Annotated in this window: 15 protein-coding genes; 9 read left to right on the top strand and 6 right to left on the bottom strand. The window is 62.5% G+C overall.

The window, feature by feature from the left end:
• Positions 1-63 precede the first annotated feature (63 nt).
• Positions 64-1,302 carry an MFS transporter gene (locus tag BN1129_RS18520; protein WP_042038546.1) on the top strand — a complete coding sequence of 413 codons (1,239 nt, stop codon included), beginning with the start codon at positions 64-66 and terminating at the stop codon, positions 1,300-1,302.
• Positions 1,303-1,442: 140 nt separating this feature from the next.
• Positions 1,443-2,264: a Cof-type HAD-IIB family hydrolase gene (locus BN1129_RS18515; RefSeq protein ID WP_042038544.1), complete on the top strand. Its 822-nt coding sequence runs from the start codon at positions 1,443-1,445 to the stop codon at positions 2,262-2,264.
• A gap of 47 nt (positions 2,265-2,311) precedes the next feature.
• On the opposite strand, the gene BN1129_RS18510 is transcribed toward BN1129_RS18515, so the two are convergent.
• Positions 2,312-2,875 (bottom strand): DUF2799 domain-containing protein, encoded by a 564-nt coding sequence (locus BN1129_RS18510; RefSeq protein WP_042038543.1) that lies wholly within the window; start codon positions 2,873-2,875, stop codon positions 2,312-2,314.
• Between the two features lie 193 nt (positions 2,876-3,068).
• On the opposite strand from BN1129_RS18510, the gene BN1129_RS18505 reads away from it, so the two are divergent.
• Together BN1129_RS18505 and BN1129_RS18500 are read left to right on the top strand one after the other, a co-directional pair.
• The gene (locus BN1129_RS18505; RefSeq protein WP_042038541.1) at positions 3,069-3,908 is read left to right on the top strand and encodes an isopenicillin N synthase family dioxygenase; all 840 of its coding nucleotides are present in this window, start codon (positions 3,069-3,071) and stop codon (positions 3,906-3,908) included.
• 213 nt (positions 3,909-4,121) lie between these two features.
• Positions 4,122-5,435: a sodium-dependent transporter gene (locus BN1129_RS18500; RefSeq protein ID WP_042038540.1), complete on the top strand. Its 1,314-nt coding sequence runs from the start codon at positions 4,122-4,124 to the stop codon at positions 5,433-5,435.
• Here the strand turns inward: BN1129_RS18500 and BN1129_RS18495 are convergent.
• Positions 5,397-6,164, bottom strand: coding sequence for a substrate-binding periplasmic protein (locus BN1129_RS18495; protein WP_042038539.1), 768 nt, complete (start codon positions 6,162-6,164; stop codon positions 5,397-5,399). The genes BN1129_RS18500 and BN1129_RS18495 overlap by 39 nt on opposite strands.
• Before the next feature lie 434 nt (positions 6,165-6,598).
• On the opposite strand from BN1129_RS18495, the gene BN1129_RS18490 reads away from it, so the two are divergent.
• The gene (locus tag BN1129_RS18490; RefSeq protein WP_042038538.1) at positions 6,599-7,912 is read left to right on the top strand and encodes a sodium-dependent transporter; all 1,314 of its coding nucleotides are present in this window, start codon (positions 6,599-6,601) and stop codon (positions 7,910-7,912) included.
• Between the two features lie 49 nt (positions 7,913-7,961).
• Here the strand turns inward: BN1129_RS18490 and BN1129_RS18485 are convergent, their stop codons facing one another.
• The 4 genes from BN1129_RS18485 to BN1129_RS18470 form a co-directional block, all read right to left on the bottom strand.
• A complete protein-coding gene (locus BN1129_RS18485; protein WP_042038537.1) occupies positions 7,962-9,587 on the bottom strand; it encodes a response regulator in 1,626 nt (541 codons plus the stop codon).
• 112 nt (positions 9,588-9,699) lie between these two features.
• Positions 9,700-10,425: a DUF3142 domain-containing protein gene (locus BN1129_RS18480; protein WP_042038536.1), complete on the bottom strand. Its 726-nt coding sequence runs from the start codon at positions 10,423-10,425 to the stop codon at positions 9,700-9,702.
• Positions 10,395-12,455, bottom strand: a complete 2,061-nt coding sequence (locus BN1129_RS18475; protein WP_042038535.1) for a PA5441 family protein — start codon at positions 12,453-12,455, stop codon at positions 10,395-10,397. Before BN1129_RS18475 ends, BN1129_RS18480 begins: the two co-directional genes overlap by 31 nt.
• 193 nt (positions 12,456-12,648) lie before the next feature.
• A complete protein-coding gene (locus tag BN1129_RS18470; RefSeq protein ID WP_042038534.1) occupies positions 12,649-14,025 on the bottom strand; it encodes an aminotransferase-like domain-containing protein in 1,377 nt (458 codons plus the stop codon).
• Positions 14,026-14,140: 115 nt separating this feature from the next.
• Here BN1129_RS18470 and BN1129_RS18465 point away from each other — a divergent pair, with 115 nt between their 5' ends.
• The 4 genes from BN1129_RS18465 to cueO form a co-directional block, all read left to right on the top strand.
• On the top strand, positions 14,141-14,737 hold the full coding sequence (locus tag BN1129_RS18465; protein WP_042038533.1) for a LysE family translocator: 597 nt from the start codon (positions 14,141-14,143) through the stop codon (positions 14,735-14,737).
• 115 nt (positions 14,738-14,852) lie between these two features.
• A complete protein-coding gene (locus tag BN1129_RS18460; protein ID WP_042038532.1) occupies positions 14,853-15,443 on the top strand; it encodes a LysE family translocator in 591 nt (196 codons plus the stop codon).
• Between the two features lie 126 nt (positions 15,444-15,569).
• Positions 15,570-16,262, top strand: coding sequence for an aspartate/glutamate racemase family protein (locus tag BN1129_RS18455; protein WP_042038531.1), 693 nt, complete (start codon positions 15,570-15,572; stop codon positions 16,260-16,262).
• A gap of 128 nt (positions 16,263-16,390) precedes the next feature.
• Positions 16,391-17,422 (top strand): multicopper oxidase CueO (gene cueO, locus BN1129_RS18450; RefSeq protein WP_084204695.1); only part of this gene is annotated, 1,032 nt, incomplete at its 3' end.

Below are 17,422 nucleotides of genomic sequence, written 5' to 3'. Positions count from 1 at the left end.
TTTACTTAATGATGCGCCTTGCTCAGTATAAATAAACAAATAACTTTATTTAATGAGGCTGACATGGAAGGGATCAAGGGACAGGCGACCCTCTGGGTATTGGTGATGACGGTGATACTGGCTATAGCGGGCTTCAGCCTGCCCTCGCCCGTGCTGGCGCCACTGATGCTGGATCCGGCGCAGGGTATGCTGACAGCTGAGGCATCGGACTGGAGCCGCAAAGTGTGGCTGGGGGTCATTATGGGGCTCTATCCGCTGTTTCAACTGGTGGGATCCCCCAGTCTGGGGCGACTCTCGGACCGCCACGGCCGCAAACCTATCCTGACGGTCTGTCTGGTCGGCGTGCTGGCAGGGTATGCCCTGATGGCGCTCGGGATCGTCTGGCGATCCCTGCCACTCTTGCTGCTGAGTCGGGTGGTAGAGGGATTCTTCAATGGCAACATCGCCATCGTGCAGGCCATGGCGGCAGATATGAGCAGTAGCCAGACCAAGACCCGTAACTTCGCCTGGATCAACATCGGCATGAATCTGGGCTGGGTAGTAGGACCGATGATAGGAGGCTACGCGGCGGTGATCTCGGGGGATTACAGCCTGGCCGCCTGGTTGGCGGTGGCGATGACCCTGTTCAACCTGCTGCTGGTGCTCTGGTTGTTGCCCAATAAGGCCCCGGTTGCCCCCAGCCAGCAGGCGCCATCGCTCTCTTCCCGTCAGCTCTTGCTGCAACCGGCGCTGCTGCCCTACTTCATGCTGACCCTGCTCAGCTACGGGTCGGTGCAGCTCTATTTCACCTACTTCAACGTCTGGCTGGTGGATCGGCTGGCCTGGGATCCGGCCCAGTTGGCGCAGGCCTCGGTGCTGGTGAGCCTACCTATGATGGCGGGCTCCTGGCTCGGTGCCCGGTTCGCTCGCCATTGGCGCGGCAGCTCCCTCGGGATCGTCGGCCATCTGGTGATGGCGGCGGGCATGTTGCTCTTTATCCTGCCCAGCCACTGGTGGGGGCTGGCGCTCACCTTCATCCCGGCCGGCATCGGCATGAGCCTGGGGGAGCTGGCCACTTCGGTGGCGGTCTCCAACCGTAGCCACCCCGAGCAGCAGGGGCAGGCGATGGGGCTCTATCGCGGGTTGGCGGTGGTCGGCTCAATCCTGGCGGTCGTGGTGGGCAGCCTGGCATTGCTGGTGGGTACCGAGTGGCCCTTCTATCTGGCAGCGATCTCTGGCCTGCTCTGTGCCCTCGGTTTCTACGGTCTGCGCAAACGGGCTGATCGACGCCAGCGTCTGGCGAGCTGTGTCGAGCCGGGTTGAGGAGCCGTGGACGCGAGGGACTTGCCGTGTGCCCCAGTCAGATCACAGTTCGGCGATCCGCTATCGGGCAAGGCTTGCATCGGGGCGTCGGGTCTGGGACGGTAAGGCTCTTTGCTGATTTGTTTGAGGCTGGAGGAGCTATGAGTGAGTACAAGGCCATCGCGCTGGATATGGATGGCACCCTGCTGACCCGGGATCACCAGATCTCGTCGGCAACCCGGGCTGCACTGGCGCAAGCTCGCGCCCACGGCATCAAGGTGCTGCTGGTGACGGGGCGCCACTTTATGACGGCACGCCCCTTCCACCACGAGCTGGCCCTCGATACCCCCATCATCTGTAGCAATGGCGCTTATCTCTATGATCCGGCGCAGGATCGGATCCTGGCGGGCGATCCACTGGCCGTCGCGCCGCTCACCGCACTGCTGAGAGAGGTTGAGGCGCAGCAGATGGGGGCCCTGTTTCACCTGAGCGACGGGATCGGCTACTTGGGTTGCGAGGATCACGTGACCCGAATACGCCACTGGTCGGCCAATCAGCCGGATCATCTCAAGATCTCCCTGCTGCCTGCGGACGATCTGACGAGCTGGCTGAAGTACCCGATTTGGAAGCTGGAGCTGTTCAATCAGGATCCTGCCCGCCTGCACACCTTTATGGGCGAGGTGGTCGAGCAGATGCCCTTTACCCGCGACTGGGCGGCCCCCTATGCGGTGGAGCTGGTGCAACCCGGTTGCAGCAAGGGCAACCGGCTGGCCCAGTGGGCGGCGAGCGAGGGGATAAGGATGGAAAACGTGGTGGCGTTTGGGGATAACAACAACGACATCAGCATGTTCGAGCAGGTGGGGCTGGCGGTCGCCATGGGCAATGCCGCCCCCCATGTCCAGGCCCATGCCGACCTGGTGACAGCCGATCACAACGAGGACGGCATAGCGCTGGCGTTGCAGCGCTGGGTCTTGCCGGCGTAAAGGTCAAGCCGGGCCGGCGCGGCGAACCGTGGCCGAGCCCGCTTGCATTAATTGCCGAAGGAAAACTGGATCACCCGATCCGGGAAACGGATCCGGTTATAGTCGCGGCGCAGCCCCTCGTAATGGCGGATGGCGCGTTCGCGCTGGGCCCGGTAGTAGTCGCGCTGCTTGCTGTCGTTCTCATTGCGGATCTGCCGATCCAGCTGTTCGATATCCCGCTCTGTCCGCTCCATGTCGCTCTTGATCTCGCTGAGCTGCTTCTCCAGCTGGTACTCCTTGCGACCGCGATCGTACTGGGTGAGGAAGCTGGCATCGTTGGGGCAGACCCCCAGATACTCGGCGCCGGACTTGCCTTTGCTGTAAGCGAGCTCGGGAATGCAGTAGAGCTCCAGCCCCTTGGCATAACCCCGCTTCCACTCGGCTTCATCCACCTTGAGGCCATACTCGCCACAGGTCGACACATAGTCACGGGTCGCCTGACGGGTCTTGCCCTGTTCCCCATCCTGATAGCCCAGGTTGTACCAGCTCATGGCACGGCACTCCTCTTCCGACAGCGAGCTGCAACCGGCGAGCAGGAAAGGCAAGGTCAGCAACAGGATTTTGGGGGACATAAACGGGCTCCGGTATGGATGATGGGGGCATTCTAGTGAGGAAGCAGGGTCAGGACAAGGGGTGGGGACGGGTCTTGGTTGACGCCGTTTTATGATGTTTTTGTCACTATTGGTGACGGGCTGGGGCTCACTTTCCTTGTGGTCATGGGCAAGGTAAACTGCGCCACCTTTTAACTGGCCTGTAACAAAAATAATGAAAGTCCTGACCGTCGATTACCGCTCGCCCGATGCGGCGCAGCGCTTCACCGAATCCCTGCGTACCACCGGCTTTGGCGTGCTGACCAACCACCCTATCCCCAAAGAGCTGGTGCAGTCCATCTATGACAACTGGTATCGCTTCTTCATGAGCGAGCAGAAGCAGGATTTCCTGTTCAATCGCGAGACCCAGGATGGCTACTTCCCACCCTCGGTCTCCGAGGTGGCCAAGGGCCATAGCCAGAAGGACATCAAGGAGTACTTCCACCTCTACCCCTGGGGCCAGATGCCGGCAGCACTCAGGGAGCAGGCGATGGAGTACTATCACCTTGCCAACAACCTGGCCGCCGAGCTGCTGGGCTGGGTGGAGCAATACACACCGGTTGATATCGCCGCCCACTACAGCTGCCCGCTCTCCTCCATGATCGAAGAGAGTCAGAAGACCCTGCTGCGGGTGCTGCACTACCCGCCGTTCGACGGCACCGAGGCACCGGGCGCCATCCGCGCCGCCGCCCACGAAGACATCAACCTGCTGACCATACTGCCCGCCGCCAATGAGCCGGGCCTGCAGGTGAAGGGATCTGATGGTGAGTGGATGGATGTACCGTGCGATTTTGGCACCCTGATCATCAACATAGGTGACATGTTGCAAGAGGCCTCTCGTGGCTACTACCCCTCCACGACCCATCGCGTCATCAACCCCACCGGCGGCAGCGCCAGCAAGTCCCGCATCTCGCTGCCACTGTTCCTTCACCCGAGGCCGGACGTGGTGCTCTCCGAGCGACACACCGCCCACAGCTACCTGATGGAGCGGCTGCGGGAGCTGGGGGTAATCTAGGCCCAAAACGCACACTCATGACAGTCAAAACCGGAGCAAACACGCTCCGGTTTTTATTTGTTGGCACGATAGCGCGTTAAATCGAATTTAATTAGGTATTAATGCCAATAAATCGTGTTTTAGCCCGATAAGCAGCGTTGTGATTGCGGGGCCCTGACCGTACTCTGGGTGCCATTTCGGGCCCAGGTGGTGGGCACCTGTATTGGAGTTCTTATGAAGCAGTCCCAATGGTCATCCCGGCTCGGTTATATCCTGGCCGCCGCAGGCTCCGCCGTCGGTCTCGGCGCTATCTGGAAGTTTCCCTACGTGACGGCCGCCAACGGTGGCGGTGCCTTCCTGCTGGTCTTCTTGCTGTTCAGCTTCACCCTGGGGGTGGCGGTATTGATGGGGGAGACACTGCTTGGCAGCCTGAGCCGGCGCGGTGTAGTGGGGGCCTTCGGTGCGCTGATGGGCAAGCGCTGGCGCTGGGTCGGGGCCATGGGGCTGCTCAGCAGCCTGCTCATCTTCAGCTTCTACAGCGTGGTGGGTGGCTGGACCCTGGGTTACACCGGCATGGCGCTGGCGGGTAATTTGCAGCACGGAGACGGCGCGGCACTGACTGCCCGCTTCAACGACTATGTCGGTGATCCGCTCTGGCCCGTGCTGACCCACCTGCTGTTTGCCGCCCTCACCTGGTGGTTCGTGCAGGGCGGCGTGCAGCAGGGAGTGGAGCGCACCCTGCGCTGGATGATGCCGGCCCTGTTCATCATGATACTGCTGCTGGTGGCCTTCGGCCTCACCCTGCCCAATGCCATGGCCGGGGTGCGCCACTTCCTGATGCCGGACTTCAGCAAACTCGGCATGTCCGGGGTGCTCGATGCCATGGGGCTGGCCTTTTTCTCCCTCTCCATCGGGCTCGGTATTCACACCACCTATGGTGCCTACTTGCCTTCCAGCGACGGGGTTGGCCGTTCCAGCCTCTGGGTGGTGCTGCTGGCGAGCCTCATCGCCGTGCTGGCGGGCTTGATGATATTCCCCGTATTGGCGGCGACCGGCATAGATCCCGCCGCGGGCCCGGGCCTCACCTTCATGACCATGCCGGCGGTGTTCCAGAAGTTGCCATTCGGCCAGGGGCTGGCGGTGATCTTCTTCTCCCTGCTGGTGGTGGCTGCGCTCTCCTCTGCCATCTCGCTGTTGGAGCATCTGCAGTGCTTCCTCTGCGAGAGCTTTGGCTGGTCACGCCGTGCGGCCTGCGGCCTGATCATCGCGCTGGTGATGGTGAACGGTATTCCCGTCAGCCTGTCGTTCGGCCCCTGGGCGGATGTGACCCTGTTTGGCAAGAACATCTTCGAGCTGCTGGATTTTGTCACCTCCAACCTGATGATGCCCATGTTCGGGCTGGCGCTTACCCTGTTGCTGGGCTGGAAACTGGGTCAGCAGGCGTTGCCCCGGGGATTGGCACAACACTGGCGTATCCTGGTGATGGGTTGCTGGCGCTGGCTGGCACCGTTACTGATCGGCGGGATCCTGCTGCGCGGCTTGATATGAGGTTCGATCTTGATGGGGGGGGAGCGAGCCCCTCCCACTTTTCAACCTGACTCTGTCGAGCGCGGACTGCCAACGGGCGATGACTGCATCATCCTGATCCCTGGAAAAGGCGAGATAGAGCCATGATTCGTGCAGCACTACACCTGAGTTTGTCACGATGCGATGTGATAACCCTCGCTGTTCCAAGGTGGCATCCAGCACCATTTCGCCGACTGGAAATGCATCAATTTTGCCCAGTACCAAGCGCTGCAAGGCTTCGTCCACGGTTTGGTAGCGCACCAGATTGGTATATCCCTCGCGGGTGAGTCGTTCGTCATCGGCATTACCCAGCACAACCCCGACCCTTGGCAAGTGACGCAAGCCGTCGAGGCTCTTCAGTTTGTGTCTGGGTGACGGGGGTTGATAGATGATCACTTTATTCAGAAACAGTGGCCCTACCCATTTAAAGAGGGGCTCTCTCTCGGGTGCCCAATGGGTGACAAACAGCGCATATCCTGGCTCAAGCCTGGTCAGTGCCAGGGCCCGTTTGAAGGGATAAATCCGGATGGGATATGTTTCTCCCAGTTCATCTTGTATTTGCTGGATCAGGCGAACGGCGACCCCGTCGAGCTGGCCATCATGGTGGTAAGTAAAGGGCACGAGTTCATGGCTGAGCAGGGTCAGCGAGGGTTGTGCCGACAGTGTCAGGCTGAGGCTGAGGAGTGTTCCGATGAGCAGCGTTCGTTTCATGCACTGTCCTGTTGCATAGGCTGAATCAAGTGGCCGAACCAGGCGATCTGTCTGATCGGTGACGGGACGTCACTGACTCATCAAGATTAAACCAAAGGGCTGGTCACAGGGGTATTATCATGGTCAATCGGGAGTCCCTGATTGATGAATATAGGTTTTTCAATGGAAGTTGAAAATTTTTACTTCTCATTGTGTCAATTTTTCTTTCCATAGTTTAGGCTGTGGCTCCTTTTTGGCGTTCAGGCCATCCTACTCATGTCATCCGTTTTCGCGCTGTCAGGCCGATTTTTCCGCTCGCAGGAGAGGTGACCTTGTACGTGCAGTTTGTCTGAATGTTCATTGCAAGGGTCGCCGACAGGCGGCCTTTTTTGTGGTTGCCCGTTTGATGTTTACCCATGGAGTATCGATTTGATGTTGCGTTCCCCGGAGGTTGTATGAGCCAGGTTCAGTGGTCTTCCCGTCTTGGTCATGTGTTGGCAGCGGCCGGCACGGCGATCGGCCTTGGCGCCATCTGGAAGTTTCCCTATGTGACGGCCACCAATGGCGGTGGCGCCTTCCTGCTGGTGTTCCTGTTGTTCAGCTTCACCCTGGGGGTGGCCGTGCTGGTGGGGGAGACCCTGCTCGGCAGCCGCAGCCAGCGCGGGGTGCTCGGCGCCTTCAACAAGCTGGTTGGGCCGAACTGGCGCTGGATGGGCTACATGGGGATATTGTGCGGCTTCTTCATCTACAGCTTCTACAGTGTGGTCGGCGGCTGGACCGTGGGTTACGCGGCGCTGGCTGTGATGGGCAAGCTCAACCTGAGTGAGGGCAGTGCCCTCACCGCCCTGTTCAACGGCTACGTCAGCGATCCCTGGTGGCCCGTGCTGACCCATCTGGTGTTCGCCGGGCTCACCTGGTGGTTCGTTCAGGGTGGCATTCAGAAGGGGATAGAGCGGGCGTTGCGCTGGATGATGCCGACCCTCTTCATCATGATGTTGCTGCTGGTGGGGGTGGGGCTCTCCATGCCCGGCTCCATGGTCGGGGTACGCCAACTGCTGCTGCCTGATTTTTCCATGCTGACCGGCCAGAGTGTACTGGATGCGCTGGGGCTGGCTTTCTTCTCTCTCTCCATCGGTCTTGGCGTGCACACCACTTATGGCGCCTACCTGCCCAACAGCCAAGGTGTGCTGCGCTCCGGGGTCTGGGTGGTGACGCTGGCAAGCCTCATCTCTGTGCTGGCGGGGTTGATGATCTTCCCGGCGCTGGCCTCGACCGGCATAGATCCTGCCGCAGGTCCCGGTCTCACCTTCATGACCATGCCCGCAGTGTTCAACCATCTGCCGTTTGGCCAGGGACTGGGGGTGGTGTTCTTCCTGTTGTTGCTGGTGGCGGCGCTCTCTTCCTCCATCTCCATGCTGGAGCATCTGGTGCGCTTCACCACCGAGGAGTGGGGCTGGTCCCGCCGTGGCTCCAGCCGGCTGCTGACTTTGCTCATCATGGCCTCCGGCATTCCAGTCAGCCTGTCGTTCGGCCCCTGGAGCGAGCTGACTCTGTTTGGCAAGACCCTCTTCGACTTGCTCGACTACCTCACCTCCAACCTGATGATGCCGCTGTTCGGCCTGGTGCTGACCCTGCTGCTGGGCTGGCGACTGGGGGACAGCATATTGCCCGCCGGCCTGTCGCCCGTATTGCGCTTCGGTCTGCTCTGGTGCTGGCGACTGGTGGCGCCGCTGTTGATCGCCGGGATCCTGGTACGGGGTCTGCTGTAAATCGTGCTCTGCCTGGGGGGCTGATAGCAAGGCCCAGCCTGTGCCGGGCTTAGTTGGGGGGAGTGGCGGGCAATTGGGGGTTCAGGTGTGACCTGATTTGCTTCAGCGTCTTCTGGTACAACTCTGCATGGTGTTCCATGAAGGAGGTGCTATGGGTCAGACGCCGCTCCAGCCGGTCAACCAGCAGTGCCACCTTGGGGGCTGGCATGCCGGCGGGCCAGCACAGTTGCAGCAACTCCAGCAGTTGCCAGGCATCGCCGGGCAGCGCCGGAAACTCCTCCTGCAGGGTCAGGGCATACTGCACCGCGAGCTGATGCTGGTCGGCCACTATCGCTCTTTGCCGCTCCTGGCGCAGATAGGTCAGGCGCTGTTCACGGCGCTCCAGTTGCAGCATCTGGTCGGTGACCACCTGCTTGAACAGCTGTTGGATCAGGGGGGCCGGGGCCACCTTGGCCTCATACTGGCTGAGCTGTGTCAGGTAGCGCTGGGCGTGGTGGGGCAGGCCTGAGAATTGGCTGACGGCAAAACCGAGCAGCTGGTTGAGATGGTTGTCCCGTGCTGTCTCCGGCGGGTGTCTGGCCAGCAACACCAGGGCTTCGTCGAAGCGGTAATCCAGACTCAGCATCAGGGCCCGCAGCAAGGCATTCTCATGGGCGCGTAGGGCCACGGCATGACAGAGGTACTGATACTCCTGCTGCAGTGCGCTGATCCGGGCGGCCGTGGGGTAGTGCCAGATCACGGCCAGGCTGGCGTTCAGAATGAAATTCTCGATAGATATCCGGAGTTTGTGTTCAGAAAAGAAGCGCAAACTGATGGCGTTGGCCTGCTCAAGCGCCTTCCCCTCGTCTTTGAGTAGCAGGGCCAGCAGGATAGCGGCCTGGCGCCACTCGGGCTGCCTGGGTTGCTCGTGCAGCAGCTGGTTGAGCACCTCCCAGGCAGATTCCCACTTTGACTCGTGCAGCAGGCAGGCCAGCTTCAGCTCCAACTGTATGCTGGGCGGCAGCCGCTCCTGATAGCGGGCCAGATCCTTGTGCGCGCTCTCCAGCTTGTTCAATCCCAGCAGTGAGTGGATCAGTCCCTTGCGCGGCCACCAGGCGTCGTATTCCTTGGTGCACATGGCATAGTGCTGGGTGGCGTGGAAGTGATTCTGCTGCTGCAGCAACATGTAACCCTTGACCCTGTCCAGCAGCGGGCCCAGCCCTTTGTGCTGCTGTTGCTGATAGAGCAGGTCTTCACACAGGGTGCAGCCGATATGCCACTCTCTCAGCTTCATCGGGGCCGGTAGGGGACGGGTCAGCCGGGTCAGCAGCACGAAATCGCGCAGGCAGAGCGTCAACTGCTCTGTGGTGAAGGGCATGGGCAGGTGCAACGGGAAGTAGAGATCCGAGGGGGGATACTGGAGCAGATCATCATCCTCATCCAGCAACAGCAGCACGCAGCCCGGTTCGAGCAAGCCCAGATAGTGCGCCTCTTGCAGCAAGCGGATCCCTTCATGAGCCTGATGGTGATATTGGCGGCAGATGATGGCATCGAACGACTGCTGACGCAGCAGGGTGGGCAGGGTGGCGAGCTCCTTGCAGTGGATCAGTTGGGATGGCGTAATACCGTGCTCATTCAGCCCCTTGTAGAGGACTGAGCTGAGCATGGCATCGTCTTCGATCAACAGGATCTGCATCTTTGGCACTCCTTCGCGGGATCACAGTACGAAGAAGTATGGTACGCGGATGGATTCAAAAAGATCTAGTTTTTATCGCCCAGCCACGATCCTGGGTCAATCTCTCCTCCGGTCAAGATCGCGGAGGATTGATGAGAAAGACCACTGCGCCCCCATAGGCGGGCGTCTGTGCCAATTTCGTTTCCCAGGCGGGATCCCACTCTCCCCCCTGAGCCAGTCCCAGCTTGAACGGCAGGGTTAGCCGGTGCAGCGCCTGCAGATAGCGGGCGTAATCGGGCTCTGTCCTGCGGCCCCGATAAGTTTGTACCACCATCTCGTCGACCACCCCGGCCAGCGCGTTCAGTTCCCCTATGTCACCGGTTCGAGTCCAGTCCAGCAGGCCTGTGATGCTGATGGCGTAGCGTACAGGCAGTTGGCGCCTTAGCTGGCGCAGGAACTGGCCATAATCGGCCAGCCGGTAGGTGCGGGCATCGAAATCTATCTGGATGCCGCGCACTTCATTGCCCTGTCGCTGCCAGGCTTCCAGCTGGTTTTCGAGGTTCTGCAGCAGGGTGTCATCCCAGTCGAGCCGCTCCACGCGATAGACGAGCCACAGCTCGCCCACCGGCAGCTTGCTCGGCGCTATGCCCTGCCCCTGAAAACGCAGGGGCAGGGCCGGATCCAGAGGGCCTATCTCACCCTGATGCAGATAGAGCCGCTCGGCCTGTTGCAACACGGGTTGTGGTCTGACCCCGGCCCACAGCCAGAACTGCCGATACTGGTTCGCCTCGACGGCCGCCCCGGCATCGGTGCCGAGCAGTGCCAGCATCACCAGTAATACTTGAGCTGCTTTGCCCACTGGCTGCTCCCGTGTTGCTGCTTGAGGGCGTTGAACCAGGCCTTGCGCTGGTTGACGGGCACCTGCTGACTGCCACAGCCGTTGTTACCGCTCGGGGCATAGCAGTTGATGGCGCGATAGAGGGCGTAGGCCTTGTCTTCCTTGGCGGACTTGGGATTGGCAATGACCTTCTGATACCAGTCGAGGCGGCTGCTTCGCTTGCCAGCAAACAGATCCGGCGTGCCCGCCAGGGTATCGGCACCGGGGCGTGACAACAGGGGATCCCAGTCCAGCCCCTGTGCCAGGAAGAATTCGCCCAGGCAGTTGAGGGCCCTGGGGGCGTCTGGTGTTCTGGCCAGGATGGTGACCACCTCGGTCAGTGCCGGGCACTGATAATCCTGGCTCCCCTGCCAGTCGAACGGCTCCGTGGCAGGGTTGCCAGCCAGATCCTGCAAGAAGCCCTGATAGTCGCCATGGGTCAGTTGCTTGTAGCTCAGGGTGTAGTTGGCGCGCTGGCGCAGGAGGTCTGAGGCCTGTTCATCTCGGGCCATGCGGCGCAGCAGAGGCGCGGGCGCCACATATTCCAGCAGCGGAATGCGGTAGTGATCGCTCTTGATGGGGCTTTCCTTGGCAAACACCTGCTCCAGCTGGCCTGCCCGTTCCAGGGTCATGGCCAGGGCAAGCTGCAACAGCTGATCCTGCAAGGGGGTCGGCTGGTTGGCGAGCAGGGCGCGCCATTGCTGTTCGGCTTTGGCCCACTGCTGCTGGGCAGCCAGTGCCATCCCTTTCAATACCTGCTGGCTGAAGGCCAGATTATTCAGGGGGCCGTTGGCCAGCGCAGGGGCGTCAGCGACCACGGCGGCATAATTTTTGGCGAGATAGTAGCGGCTGGACTGCTCCAGATAGGCCAGCCAGGGGGCGTGCCGAGCAAACTGGGGGGCCTGCTTGCCGATCTCGGCGGCGAGCAGCGGCTGCCACTCATCCCAGCTGTCATGGATCCGCAGCCGGCGCAGATCCTGCACCAGGGTCAGCATGGGCATGGTTGCCGAGCCGGTGAAGCCGGGTTGCATCAGCAATTTGAGATCGATCTCGTTGACCAGATCCGGTGGGCTCTGCTGTTGGCTCGCCTGCAGATAGTGACTGGCCAGCAGCTCGTTATCCCCCTTGAACCAGGCAAGTCGACGCAACAAGCCGGTGGCGGAATCCAGATAGCGCCCCTGTGGGTAGCGGGTGCGGTAGTCGGTGATGAGCTGCTCGCAGCGCTGCAGCTGAGCCTGATCGATCTGGCTGCGGTCCAGGCTGCCCCAATCGTCGAAGGCGCTTTGCTGGGACTGGTTGAGGGCGACCCGGATCTTCATGTAGTCGGCCGTCTCCTTGAGCCAGGGCTGGTCCTGTTCGGCGAGGAGGCCAAACAGCGCATCCGCCTGTGCAAACTCCCCCTGATAGAAGTGCTGGCTGGCGGTCAGGTAGTCGGCAAACCCCATGGCGGCGGCGGACAGCGTCGCCGTCTTGCTTTCGCTCTGGGGCATGCTTTCTGCCGCGTCCTGTGCCTGGCCGCACTGACCCAGCATGGCCAGCCGCTGGCTTGCCAGCTGGCTGCGATCGCTGGCGGTGAGGGCGGGCGTTTGCACCAGTGCCTGCAAGAAGGCCTCGGCAGAGACTGGATTGTTGCTGATACAGCGCCCCTCGCTCCAGCTGCCGGCCCGGGTGATGGCCGCCTCAGTGGTGGCGGCCTCTATGCCGAGCGACGCGGCCAGCGCCAGCAGGGGATCCGGTCCGGCAGGTGCGGTATCACCAACGGCCGGGCTTATCAGCTCATCGACCCGAAATGGCAAAGGCAGAGCCCCACCGGGCAGGGAGAAAGCCTGCTCATCGGCCAGCAGCAAGGCCAGATTGGTACGGGTGTCGTTATCGGGGGAGAGAAATGGCAGTCCGTTCAGATGGCACTGGGCTGCGGTCAGTTGCAGGGTGAGCGGTGTTTCGCAGCCATCCGGGCCACAGGCCAGCACAGGCAGGCTGCACAGCGCCAGCCACAGGGGAGTCAGTTTCATGGGGCGGTTTCCGGCCAAGGGAGTCAAGAGAAGGGGATGGAGGCAAGCTACAAGATGTGGCGATGCCTTTCAACTGACCATAGGGGCAGGCTGCCTGGTGTCGAGCCTACTGCAGGCCTGGACCTTTTGCGGAGAAGGGGCCGTCGTTCTGGCGGGGCCCCACAGATCTGGGCGTATAGGGCCAAACAGTGGCTTATAGCAGGGGATTGGGGGGCGGGGAGCCCCGCAGCAGCTGTGCCAGCCGCTCCAGCCCCTCGGCGACGCGGGCATCCGTGGCCGGTTGACTCAGGCTCAGCCTTACCCCTTGCGGCGCGGCGAATTGGCCAGCGGCGAAGTGTTCCCCGCTCGCCACCCCGACGTCAAGGGCGTTGGCGGCCTCGGCGAACGCCTGGCTGCGCCAGGGCTCCGGCAGCGGCAGCCAGGCGTGCATGGATCCCGCCTGCCAGTGGGCTCCCGGCAGCAGGTGGCGCAGCAGCTCGCCGCGACGTGCCAGGATCTGCCGCTGCTGCTCGACCAATGGCATGATCTGGCGCTGGCTCACCAGCTTGCAGGCCAGCTCGATCAAGAGTGGGCTCACCATCCAGCTCGACAGTCGCATCGCCTGGGCGAAGGCGTTGCGCAGGGCGGGCGGCGCCAGCACGAAGCCGACCCGCAAGCCGCCGCAAGCGATCTTGGCCAGGCTGCCCAGATAGATGACCCGCTCCGGCGCCAGGTTGATCAGGGGCGCCACCGGGATCTGGGGCAGCAGGCCGTTGACGTCATCCTCGATGATCAGCAGATCGTGGCGGCGGGCGATGGCGACGACGGCCTCGCGCCGCGCCTGGCTCATGATGGCGGTGGTGGGATTTTGCAACGTGGGGGTGAGGTAGAGCAGCTTGGCTCGCCGCGTGCGACAGGCGGCCTCCAGCGCCGCGGGGATCAACCCCTCCTCGTCCATCGCCAGTCCCACTACCTGATTCTGCAACTGGCGGGCATTGCCCAACATGCCGGGATAGCTGAGCCCCTCGCATAAAATGGTCTCCCCCACGCAGCCGGTGGCCAGCAGGGAGAGCATGATGCCGTGCTGGGCGCCGTGGCTGAACAGCAGGCGCTCCTCGCTGCCGTGTACCCCCTGCTCGGCCAGCCAGTCGATGAACAGCTGACGCTGGCCGGGCTGGCCCGCCTCCTTGTCGTAGCCGAGCAGGGCATTGAGATCCCCGTTGGCCAGCTCCCCCAGCATGGGACGTATGATGGCGGCCCTGTCCAGCTGCACAGGCAGGTTCTGCCACAACTCGATGCGGTGCCCCTCCTCCTTGCGGATCACCCACTCGTTGGCCGGATCCATGCCCGCTCCCTTGACCCAGGTGCCGTGTCCCACCTTGGCGGCCAGCAGGCCGCGTCGCTCCGCCTCGCCATAGGCGCGGGTGACGGTGCCGACCGTGACGCCCAGCCGATCCGCCAGGGCCCTGTGGGTAGGCAAACGGGTCTGTGGTGACAGGGTGCCATTCTGAATGGCCTGCTCTATGGCTTTCACCAGTTTGAGATAGAGGGGGCCATCGAAGGAGGTCAGGTCCGGGGTCCAGATTGTCATGGTGACAATAAATCCATTGATCCAAATTTGTTCGCAATATAGCGTGAATAAACACTCAATAACAATCAAGAATGACACATTGTATCGATACAATGTGTGCGGTTCAGGAGTCATGATGACGATCGAATGGTATGCCACCCTGTTTGGCTTTGCCGTGCTCACCTGTGGTACGCCGGGCCCCAACAACCTCATGCTGACCGCCTCCGGTGCCAACTTCGGGGTGCGTCGCACCCTGCCACACCTGATCGGTGTGGCGGTGGGCCAACCTGTGCTGCAACTGGTGCTGGCGCTGGGGCTCTATCCTCTGTTCGAGCGTTGGCCCCTGCTGCGGCTGGGGTTGCAGATCTTCGGCAGCCTCTATCTGCTGCTGCTGGCGTGGCGCATCGCCGTGGCTGGCACACCGGGTGATCCGGCCCGACGCGCCCGTCCGCTGACCCTGCTGGAAGGGCTGGGTTTTCAGTTTCTCAATCCCAAGGCCTGGATGATGGGGATCTCCGCCATCAGTCTGTTCAGCCTGACCGGGGCCAGCTACTGGCCGAGCCAGCTCGCCGTGATGACCATGTTTGTGCTGGTGGCCCTGCCTGTCTGCTTTGTCTGGGTCTTGTTCGGCCATCAGCTGAGCAACTGGATCAGCACGGATCGGGGCTGGCGCCGCCTCAACGGCTCCCTCGGTGTGCTGACTGCGCTCTGCGTCGTCATGCTCTGGTATTGAGCCGCGCTGTGCTGGCGGGCAAGAAAGAGCCATTTCTGACTTGTCGCCACGGGGCTGGCTCTGCATATTAGAAGGCTTGCCGCCGAGCCGGCGTTTGTATCATCAAGAGGTTGAGATGGATCTGAACTGGGTGTTTCCCCTGGCGGGCTTTGCCCTCATCACCTGCGCCACGCCGGGCCCCAACAACATGTTGCTCACCAGTGCCGGGGCGGCGCAGGGGTTTCGCCGCACCATTCCCCTGCTGGTAGGGGTCGTCGGGGGGATCAACCTGATGATCCTGGCCACGGCGCTGGGGCTGGGCGTCATGTTTGAAAAGGTGCCGCTGCTGCACGACGGCCTCAAGCTCATCGGCTCGGCCTACCTGCTCTGGCTGGCCTGGAAGGTGGCGACCGCCAGTGGCCCGGCGCAGAGCAACCGGCCGCTCATCCCGGCCCATCAGGGCGCCATGCTGCAACTGCTCAATCCCAAGGCCTGGATGATGGCGCTTTCCGCCATCAGCGGCTTCACCCTGGCGGGAGAGGCCTACTGGCCCTCCGCGGTCTGGGTGCTCGGCATCTTTTTCGTGACTGGCCTCTATACCGGTGCCTTCTGGGTGCTGTTCGGTGCCCAGGTGCGCCGCATCATCCGCACCGCCCGTGGCTGGCGTCGTTTCAATCTGGGCATGGGGCTCGCCACGGCGGCCTGCGTGCTGATGATCTGGATTTAGTTCGGGCCAGACTGTGAGCCCGGGCCTTTACCGGCTGTCTTGTTGGCCCTGCGGGGCCTTTTTTATTCCATGGGCGGTGCGACGTGACGCGCGCCGCCTTCTGCTCGGTTTGTACAAGGAGATCACATGAAATGCATCGGTCTGTTGGGTGGCATGAGCTGGGAGTCCACCGTCAGCTACTATCAGGCGCTCAACCGGGGCGTGCGCGCTCGGCTCGGCGGCCTGCACTCGGCGCGGGTGTTGATCAATAGCGTCGATTTTGCCGAGATAGAGCGTCTGCAACACGCCGGCGACTGGCCCGCCACCGCCCGCCTGCTGGCGGCGGCCGCGCGGGATCTGCAAGCCGGCGGTGCCGATTTTCTGCTGATCGGCACCAACACAATGCACAAGGTGGCGCCCGAGATTGAGGCTGCCATCGATATTCCGCTGCTCCATATCGCCGATGCCACCGCCCGTCGCCTGCAAGCGGGCGGGATACAAAGGGTCGGGCTGCTCGGCACCCTCTTCACCATGGAGCAGGATTTCTACAAGGGGCGGTTGCAGGATCAGTTCGGGCTGACGGTGCTGGTGCCCGGCGAGGCGCAGCGGGAGCGGGTGCACCGCATCATCTATGACGAGCTCTGTCTGGGGGAGATCCGTGCATCGTCGCGGGTCGAGTACCTGGCCATCATCGCCGAGCTGGCCGAGGCGGGTGCCCAGGCGGTGATCCTCGGTTGCACCGAGATTGCCCTGCTGGTGGGGGATGCCGAGGCCGCAGTGCCGCTCTATGACACCACGGCCATCCACGCCGAGGCGGCGGTCAGCCTGGCGCTGGCCTGAGGGGCACGATGCCCAGCTGGCAAGCGGACAAGTTGGCGTTTGTCCGTCATCCTGCCCGATAAGGCTTGACCTTGCCATAGGGGGGCTGCTTAGGCTGAAGGTCAGCTTCTGCCAACGAGGATTGACTCATGCAGCGTCGCGATTTTCTCAAACTCTCCACCGCGCTCGGCGCCGCCAGCGCCTTGCCCTGGTGGGGCCGGGCCTTCGCCGCCGAGCGGCTCGCCCTGCCCATTCCCGCCGTGCTCGAACCGGATGAAAGCGGGGTGATCCAGCTGATCGCTCAGCCTGGTCAGATGCACTGGCGGCGTCAGCCGACCCACAGCTGGGGCTATAACGGCAACCTGCTCGGCCCCACGCTGCGAGCCCGGCAGGGGCAGGCGGTACGGATCTGCGTCAGCAACCGGCTGGCCGAGACCAGCACGGTACACTGGCACGGGCTGGAGGTGCCGGGCACCGCAGATGGCGGCCCCCAGGCCAGTATTCCCCCCGGCAAGCAGTGGCGAGCGGCATTTCGCATCGAGCAACCCGCCGCCACCTGCTGGTATCACCCCCATACCCACGGCCAGACCGGTCATCAGGTGGCCATGGGGCTGGCGGGGCTCTTCATTCTCGACGATGAGGAGAGCCTGCGACTGCCGCTGCCGCAGCGCTGGGGGCTGGATGACATACCGCTGGTGTTGCAGGACAAGCGGCTGGACGGCCAGGATCAGCTGGATTACCAGCTGGACGTGTTGAGTGCGGCGGTCGGCTGGTTTGGTGATCTGATGCTGACCAATGGCGTCGAGTATCCGAGCCATGCCGCTCCTCGTGGCTGGCTGAGGTTGCGGCTGCTCAACGGCTGCAATGCCCGCTCCCTCACGCTGGCGGCCAGCGATGGGCGAGCACTCTATGTGATCGGCAGCGATGGCGGTCTGCTGGCGGAGCCGGTGGTGCTAAGCGAGCTGGCGTTGCTGCCGGGGGAGCGGTTCGAGGTGATGGTGGATGCCCGCAACGGCAAGCCGTTCGATCTGATCTCCCTGCCGGTGCGCCAGATGGGGATGACGCTGGCGCCGTTCGATGCCGCCTTGCCAGTGCTGCGGATCCAGCCCTCTCTCATCGAGGGCAAGGGGCGGCTGCCGGACACTCTGGCCCGCCTGCCGGCGCTGCCCGAGTGGCAGGGG

Origin of the sequence: Aeromonas popoffii (assembly GCF_000820025.1) — a bacterium.
Lineage (GTDB): Bacteria > Pseudomonadota > Gammaproteobacteria > Enterobacterales > Aeromonadaceae > Aeromonas > Aeromonas popoffii.
The sequence above is the reverse complement of the archived record's forward strand: the minus strand, read 5'-3'. Positions and strand labels throughout refer to the sequence as shown.

Bases quoted from the DNA above. Each gene is read 5' to 3' on its own strand.
- BN1129_RS18465 (WP_042038533.1), top strand. From the start codon at position 14,141: ATGACGATCGAATGGTATGCCACCCTGTTTGGCTTTGCCGTGCTCACC.
- BN1129_RS18515 (WP_042038544.1), top strand. From the start codon at position 1,443: ATGAGTGAGTACAAGGCCATCGCGCTGGATATGGATGGCACCCTGCTG.
- BN1129_RS18495 (WP_042038539.1), bottom strand. From the start codon at position 6,164: ATGAAACGAACGCTGCTCATCGGAACACTCCTCAGCCTCAGCCTGACA.
- BN1129_RS18470 (WP_042038534.1), bottom strand. From the start codon at position 14,025: ATGACAATCTGGACCCCGGACCTGACCTCCTTCGATGGCCCCCTCTAT.
- BN1129_RS18500 (WP_042038540.1), top strand. From the start codon at position 4,122: ATGAAGCAGTCCCAATGGTCATCCCGGCTCGGTTATATCCTGGCCGCC.
- BN1129_RS18485 (WP_042038537.1), bottom strand. From the start codon at position 9,587: ATGCAGATCCTGTTGATCGAAGACGATGCCATGCTCAGCTCAGTCCTC.
- BN1129_RS18510 (WP_042038543.1), bottom strand. From the start codon at position 2,875: ATGTCCCCCAAAATCCTGTTGCTGACCTTGCCTTTCCTGCTCGCCGGT.
- BN1129_RS18455 (WP_042038531.1), top strand. From the start codon at position 15,570: ATGAAATGCATCGGTCTGTTGGGTGGCATGAGCTGGGAGTCCACCGTC.
- BN1129_RS18490 (WP_042038538.1), top strand. From the start codon at position 6,599: ATGAGCCAGGTTCAGTGGTCTTCCCGTCTTGGTCATGTGTTGGCAGCG.
- BN1129_RS18505 (WP_042038541.1), top strand. From the start codon at position 3,069: ATGAAAGTCCTGACCGTCGATTACCGCTCGCCCGATGCGGCGCAGCGC.
- BN1129_RS18460 (WP_042038532.1), top strand. From the start codon at position 14,853: ATGGATCTGAACTGGGTGTTTCCCCTGGCGGGCTTTGCCCTCATCACC.
- BN1129_RS18475 (WP_042038535.1), bottom strand. From the start codon at position 12,455: ATGAAACTGACTCCCCTGTGGCTGGCGCTGTGCAGCCTGCCTGTGCTG.
- BN1129_RS18520 (WP_042038546.1), top strand. From the start codon at position 64: ATGGAAGGGATCAAGGGACAGGCGACCCTCTGGGTATTGGTGATGACG.